Source organism: Arsenicicoccus sp. UBA6765 (assembly GCF_002453335.1).
In the GTDB taxonomy this organism is placed as follows: domain Bacteria; phylum Actinomycetota; class Actinomycetes; order Actinomycetales; family Dermatophilaceae; genus Arsenicicoccus; species Arsenicicoccus bolidensis.
Genome location: NZ_DKGR01000039.1, coordinates 21,349 through 28,024, shown reverse-complemented (window position 1 = coordinate 28,024; position 6,676 = coordinate 21,349). Strand labels below are relative to the sequence as shown.

General features: G+C 75.7%; 4 protein-coding genes and 1 pseudogene. 2 read left to right on the top strand and 3 right to left on the bottom strand.

What is annotated here, in order from left to right:
• The 3 genes and pseudogenes from B4K29_RS10555 to B4K29_RS10545 all read right to left on the bottom strand — a co-directional run.
• Positions 1–342 (bottom strand): annotated as a pseudogene (locus B4K29_RS10555) (hypothetical protein); the annotation flags it as partial.
• Entirely contained in the window at positions 339–3,830 is a 3,492-nt protein-coding gene (locus tag B4K29_RS10550; RefSeq protein WP_286967264.1) for a glycosyltransferase, read from the bottom strand. The gene B4K29_RS10550 and the pseudogene B4K29_RS10555, both read right to left, overlap by 4 nt.
• Positions 3,831–3,905: 75 nt before the next feature.
• Complete coding sequence (locus B4K29_RS10545) at positions 3,906–4,172, bottom strand: WhiB family transcriptional regulator (protein ID WP_029211591.1); 267 nt, start codon at positions 4,170–4,172, stop codon at positions 3,906–3,908.
• A gap of 333 nt (positions 4,173–4,505) precedes the next feature.
• Here B4K29_RS10545 and cofD point away from each other — a divergent pair, with 333 nt between their 5' ends.
• Positions 4,506–5,558: a 2-phospho-L-lactate transferase gene (cofD, locus tag B4K29_RS10540; protein ID WP_029211592.1), complete on the top strand. Its 1,053-nt coding sequence runs from the start codon at positions 4,506–4,508 to the stop codon at positions 5,556–5,558.
• A 56-nt stretch (positions 5,559–5,614) separates the two neighbouring features.
• Positions 5,615–6,655 carry a coenzyme F420-0:L-glutamate ligase gene (locus B4K29_RS10535; protein WP_156911304.1) on the top strand — a complete coding sequence of 347 codons (1,041 nt, stop codon included), beginning with the start codon at positions 5,615–5,617 and terminating at the stop codon, positions 6,653–6,655.
• Positions 6,656–6,676: the final 21 nt, after the last annotated feature.

Sequence of the window (6,676 nt, the reverse complement as noted above, 5' to 3'; positions counted from 1 at the left end):
GACCCGCTGCGCGTCGGCGGCGTCGGTGGGGCCCACCTGCAGGATGCCCGCGGGCAGCTCGCGCCCGCGGGCGGCGGAGACGCCGTCGGGGGCGGCGACGGCCACCAGGTCGACGGGGGTGGCCCCGGGCTCGGCAGGCAGTCCCGGGACCCCGACGGTCTCCTGGCCGGGGCAGACGAGCGTCCGGGTGGCGACGGGTCGGGCGGGTGGGGCCGTCTCCGGGGCCGCGGCTCGCGGTGCACCCGGCACCGTGACCCGGCCGTCGACCGCGCCGGAGCCGGCGACCACGGCCACACCGACCACGACGACGCCGACCACGCGCAGCAGCCCTGCCCCGCTCATCGGACCACCTCTCCGTCTCGACCGCGTCGCACGCCGAACGGCAGGGCCAGCAGCAGGACGAGCGCCAGGCCCGCGCCCTGGACGAGCGACCAGGTCGGGTGGGCGGGCACCTGGCTCACCCGCACGTGACGGGTGTCCGCCGGGAGGTCGTATGCCGCGAGCTCGCCGTCCCGCGGCGTCAGGGCACGACCGTCGGCGAGCACCCGCGCGGTGTCGGCCCAGCCACGCTGCTGGGCAAAGGCAAGCACGGAGGGTGACGGCCCTGCAGGCCCCTCCGTCCCTGGGCCAGCTCCGGATCCTGAGGCGCTCAGCGCCGTGTCGACCTCGGGGCCGCTGCCGTGGACGGGCACCGTCGCGACGGGGGTCCCGTCCGGCTGCTGGACCCGGACCGCCGAGACGGGGACGGTTGCGCCGTCCGGTCCGGGTCGCGCAGTCACGCGCCAGACGGGGTCGCCCTCGGTGTCGGTCAGGCGGGACAGGCCGGCCGTGGTGTCTAGGCGGGCCGCGACGACCGGGTCCGCCGGTGAGAGGCCGACGAAGCCGACTCCTGCGTCCGCCAGCCGGTCCGCCACCGGGCGACCAGCGACGGGCTCGTCGGTGACGAGGTCGTGGGCCACATCGGGCAGGAGCGCGCTGGGTGCGACAGCAGCCGTGTCCCGTGGGAGGTCGCGCACGACGTCGGACGGATCGCCGGGCTCCAGGCGATATCCCATGACGGTCCCACGACGCTCCAGGGCGAGGTATCGCGCCGCGAGCGCGCTGTCCGCGCTGTCCTGCGCGACGGACGGCACCTGGCGGGCAGGGAACGCCAGCACCTGGTCGAGGCGGGTGAGGGCCAGCCAGGTCCCCTGCGCGAGCACGGCGACGGTCACGAGCCCCGCCACCACGCCTCCGGCCACCCGCAGGATCCTGGTCGCGCGCGGACGCGCGGGGACGGGCCGCCGCAGCGCCTCCGCTCCCTGCAACGCCGCGGCGAGCAGGGCCAGGGTCAGCAGGAGCAGGCCCGTGCCCGGCCAGGGCGAGATGGCCTGAGGTCCTCCGGCGGAGTCGGTGGCGTGGCCGACGACGAGGTGCGGGGCGGCGGCGGCGCCGGCGATGCCGAGCAGGGCCAGCACCGCCAGGACGCGGGACGACCCGATGCGGCGCCCGTCGACCGCGAGGCCCCACACCCCGGCCAGCACGACGGTGGCCATGAGCAGCGGGAGCACGAGGCGGACGGTGGAGGCGAGGGACGGATCGGTGAGCCCGGCGGCGGTCGACGTCACGGGCTCGGCGGGCCACAGCAGGGCGAAGTGCCAGGGCCTCGGCTGCTCGGTCCAGGACGCGAGCCCGGGCCCGGTCAGCACCGACGCCGGCTCGCGCCACCAGGTCGCCACCGACGGCCCGAGCAGGACGACGGGCGCGACGGCGAGGAGCAACCCGGCGACCCTGCCGCGTCCGTGGTTGGTGGCGGCCAGGACGAGCCCGAGCGCCACGACGACCACCAGCAGCACCGGCGCGACGGCGGCAGCCACGGCCGCGGCCAGCACCGTGCCTCCGACGGCGGGCCACCAGGGGCGACGCCGTCCGCAGGCGGCAAGTCCGGCGAGCAGCAGCGGGAGGACGATCGCGAGCAGGGCGGCCCCGACCCGGCCCTCCCCCAGACCGACGAGGAGAGCGGGTGAGAGTCCCCACGCCAGGGCGGCGAGGGCGCGGGGCCAGGGGCGGCGCGTGGCGGCCCGCCCGGCCAGGTAGGCGCTGAACGTCGCCGCCGGGATCGCGACGATGAGGAGCAGGGCTGCGGCGGCGCCGAGGGCAGAGCTCGGGGAGCGCCCCGGGAGGTGCTCCACCGCCCAGGCCGGCGCGGCCAGCAGCGGCAGCCACGCGGGTGGGTCGGCGGAGGAACCCAGGCCCGCGGGGTCCCACCCCGTGAGGTAGCGGGTCCACGCGGCCGACGAACCGCCCGCCCCCGGGCGCAGCTCACCGCCCGCCAGCCCTCGGTCCAGCAGCGCCCCTCCCCTGCCCTGCACCACCGGCCACCAGGCCGCCACGGCGAGGCCGACGGAGATGAGGACCGCGAGCACGCCGGGGTGCCGGGCGGCGCGGGCGCCCAGGTCGTCCCCGTCGAGGTCGGTCGCCTCGTCGCTGACCGGGCCCGGCTCGGCCAGGGAGCTCCCGGTGCCCGCAGCACCGCCACGTCCTCTCGGGCCGGTGCCGCCGTCGGTGGGCGACACGACCGACGGCAGGTGCGGCAGGCCGCGATAGACCTCGTCGCGCACCCCCGCCAGGGCGCGGCCGTGCGGGGCCAGCAGCCCACCGAGCCCGGCACCACCGACGACGGCCGCGTGCCGTGCCCGCCTGCGAGACCCGAGGCTGCGCCAGGAGGTGAGCACCGCTCCCGCGTCGGAGAGCTCGGCGAACGCGGCGCGCGGGCGCTTGAGGACCAGGAGCACCGCCGACAGCAGCAACGCTCCGAGCAGGATGCGCACGGCATACCAGGGCACCAGCCGCCCGGGACAGCGCGCGAGCGCGATCCGTCGCACCGCCCGCCGGTCGCGGCGGTAGGCCCGGTCGACGGCGCCCCGGCGTTCGCGCTCCCAGGCCCGCCGCTCGCGCAGGACGTGCTCGCGCGAGAACCGGTCGTCGTCGATGTCGTCGAGGCCCAGCCCGGCGAACGGCATCCGGTCCCGGGACCGCAGCCCCTGGGTGGTCGCCCGGGCGTCCAGCGCGACGGCCTCGGGGACCACGACGACCCGCAGCCCGGCCTGGTGGGCGCGCCAGCACAGGTCGAGGTCCGCCGCCACGGGAAACACGCGGTCGAGGGCGCCCAGCCGCAGGAGGGCGTCGGCCCGGGCCAGCATCGCGCCGGTGCCGACGGCCAGGACGTCGCTGCGGTGGTCGTGCTGGCCCTGGTCGAGCTCGCCGTGCCGTGGCGAGGCGACGCGCCGACCCGTCGGCGACACGGTCTGCCCCACCTCGACCAGGCGGCCGGGGTCGGTCGCGTCGACGTACTTGGGACCCGCGACGGCGACGGTCGCGGACAGGGTGGCCTCGCGCAGCAGCGTGAGCAGGCACGCCGGCTCGGGGAAGCAGTCGTCCTCGAGGAGCCAGACCCAGTGGGAGGCGGCTGCCAGCTCGGCGTCCGCATCGGCCCGTGCGCCGAGCTCTCGGTCCTGATCAGGGCGGGTGGGGCGATCGGGCAGCGCACCGATGGACTGCAGCTCGGCGAGCCCGGCCAGGACGGCCTTGGGATAGCGGGCACCGCGGGCCTCGACGACGTGCACCTGGGTCCCGGCCTCGGACAGCCGCTGCGTCGCGGCCTGCGGGACGGAGTCGTGGCTGCCGCTCAGCACGACGGCCAGGTGGCGCAAGGGATGGGTCTGGGCCGCCAGGGAGTCCAGGCAGCGGGTCAGCCAGGGAGCTCCGTCATGGACGACGAGGACACCGTCGACGGCGCGGACCCCGGGGACGGATGCCGTGCCGGGGCGCGGAGGGGTGGGAGCGGGCACCGGGCCTCCGGGGCTGGTACAGGGCGGGTGGGCGCAGCGGGTGGAGCGTGACGACGCGGCGGTGCCGGAGTCAGGTCAGACGGCGCGCTTCTTCAGCTTGCGGCGCTCGCGCTCGGACAGGCCGCCCCAGATGCCGAAGCGCTCGTCGTGGGCCAGGGCGTACTCGAGGCACTCGGCGCGGACCTCGCAGCCCGTGCAGACCTTCTTGGCCTCGCGGGTGGAACCGCCCTTCTCGGGAAAGAACGCCTCGGGGTCGGTCTGGGCGCACAGAGCGCGCTCCTGCCAGGACAGCTGGCTGTCGTCGGCGGCGTCCAGCACTGGCACCAGCTGAAGTTCTTGCACGGCCCCTCCTAGACCTCGTCGCGTCCCCCTCGTCATCCGTCAGACCAGGATGCTTTAGGTGATGATCAGTCACACCCAGTAGCCATGCTCAGTCGCTGACTGGTCACTGCGGGTGAATGCAACGATGAAATTACATGCGTGTCATATGCCTGGCGTCAAGCGGCCGAATGGTAGATGCACCGCATCCGACGCGCGCCCTGCGCACGCGGCAGCCGTTCTACGCCCTGTCAAATCATCACGTTGTCGCATGTCACAGCGTCGCGGACCGGATCCGGGAGGATGCGGGGAGCAACGAGGGCGTTACGCCGAAAGAGTGTATGAAAGAATCTTGCCATGCGGATCACCATCCTTGCCGGAGGGGTTGGTGGGGCCCGGTTCCTCCGTGGCCTCGTCCACCATCTCCACCCTGACGCCGGCCCCGGGCCCGGCCACGCCCCTGGCACGCGCGACGCCGCCGAGATCACTGGGATCACTGGGGTCCCCGAGATCACCGTCATCGGCAACACGGGCGACGACATCACGTTGTTCGGCCTGCGGGTGTGCCCGGACCTCGACACGGTGATGTACACCCTCGGAGGTGGCGTCCACGAGGCTCAGGGCTGGGGCCGCTCCGGCGAGACCCACGCCGTCCAGGCCGAGCTCGCGGCCTACGGCGTCGAGCCGCAGTGGTTCGGGCTGGGCGATCGCGACATCGCCACCCACGTGGCCCGCACCCGGTGGCTCGGTCAGGGGCTCACCCTGTCGGAGGTGACCTCGCGGCTCGGCGAGCGGTGGGGGCTCCCCCGCCAGGGCGTGCGCCTGCTGCCGATGACGGACGAGCCCGTCGAGACCCACGTGGTCGTCGAGGACGCGGACGCCGAGGGCGGTCAGCGCGCCATGCACTTCCAGGAGTGGTGGGTGCGCCACCAGGCCGCGCTCCCGGCCGAGCGTTTCGTCGTGGCAGGCATGGACCGGGCCCGACCCGCTCCTGGAGTCCTCGAGGCCATCCGAACGGCTGACCTGGTCATCCTCCCCCCGTCCAACCCGGTCGTCTCGATCGGCATCATCCTCACCGTCCCCGGCGTGCGCGACGCGCTGCGGGGCACCAGGGCCCCCGTCGTCGGGGTGTCCCCCGTCGTCGGCGGCCGCCCGGTGCGTGGCCACGCCGACGCCTGCCTCGCCGCCCTCGGCCTGCCCACGACCACCGACGCCGTCGCGGGCCTGTATGCCGACTTCCTCGACGGCTGGCTGGTGGACGACGCGGACGCGGGGTCTGGCGAGGACCTGAGCCGCCGCCACCGGGGCCTCGTGGTCGAGCACCGTCCCCTTCTCATGACCGACGTCCCGGCGGCCGCCGCCATCGCGGGTGCGGCCGTCGATCTCGGCCGTCGGCTGCAGCGCGCGTGAGCGAGCCCACCGACGCACGGCCCGATCAGCCCGTCACCATCAGTCCGCTCCCAGGGATGCCGGAGGTCAGGACCGGCACCGACCTCGCGGCGGCCCTCGTCGCTGCCGCCGGGTCGGCAGGCCTGGGGCTCGCCGACGGTGACGTGCTGGCCGTCTCCAGCAAGCTCGTGTCCAAGGCGCTGGGCCTGCGCACGCCCTGGGACGGCGACCGCACGATCAGGGACGAGGTCGTCCGCGCCGCCACGCGCAGGGTGGTCGCGGAGCGCGCCACGCCCGACGGGGTGACCCGCGTGGTGGAGAGCGCCGCGGGCCCCGTCATGGCGGCCGCGGGCGTCGACGCGTCCAACACCGGGCCCGAGGGCGGTCTGCTCTCGCTGCCCGAGGACCCCGACCGCGCGGCCGACCGGCTCCGTCACGACCTCCTCGCCGTCCTTCCCCACGTGACCCGGCTCGGCGTCGTCGTCACCGACACCGCGGGCCGGCCCTGGCGCGCAGGCCAGACCGACCTCGCGCTCGGCCTGTCCGGCCTCGTGCCCGCCGACGACCTCCTCGGCGGCGTCGACCACGACGGTCGCTCCCTGTCCGTGACCAGCCGGGCCCTGGCCGACGAGATCGCCGCGGCGGCAGACCTCGTCAAGGGCAAGACCGACGGAGTGGGCGCGGCGCTGCTCCGCGGCCTGGGGCACCTCGTGCCCGGGCCGGACGCGTCGGGGATCCCGGGAGCCCGGTCGCTGGTGCGGACCGGGCCGGGCGACTGGTTCGCCCTCGGGCACCTCGAGGCCGTCCGTGCCGCGCTGGGTGCGACGCCGGGGTCGCCGGAGGCGGTGGGCGTCGGCATCCGGCCCACCGCGCTGGACGGCGCGGTCGACCGGGCCGGTCGCGCGCTGAGACTTGCCCTGCTCGACTGCTCGTCCGTGACCGCCGACGACCTGGTGCCTCACCACGACCGGGTGACGGGGACCCTGGTGTGCACCGACCGCCTCGAGCTGGGGCGCTGCCTGGCCAGGCTCGAGGTGGCGGTGGTCTCCGAGGACCTGGCCCTCGCCTGGACGGACTCACCAGGAGGTGCCGGGCTGACCTTCAGGGAGCTGGCCTGACACTTCCCGGCATCCCGCCTC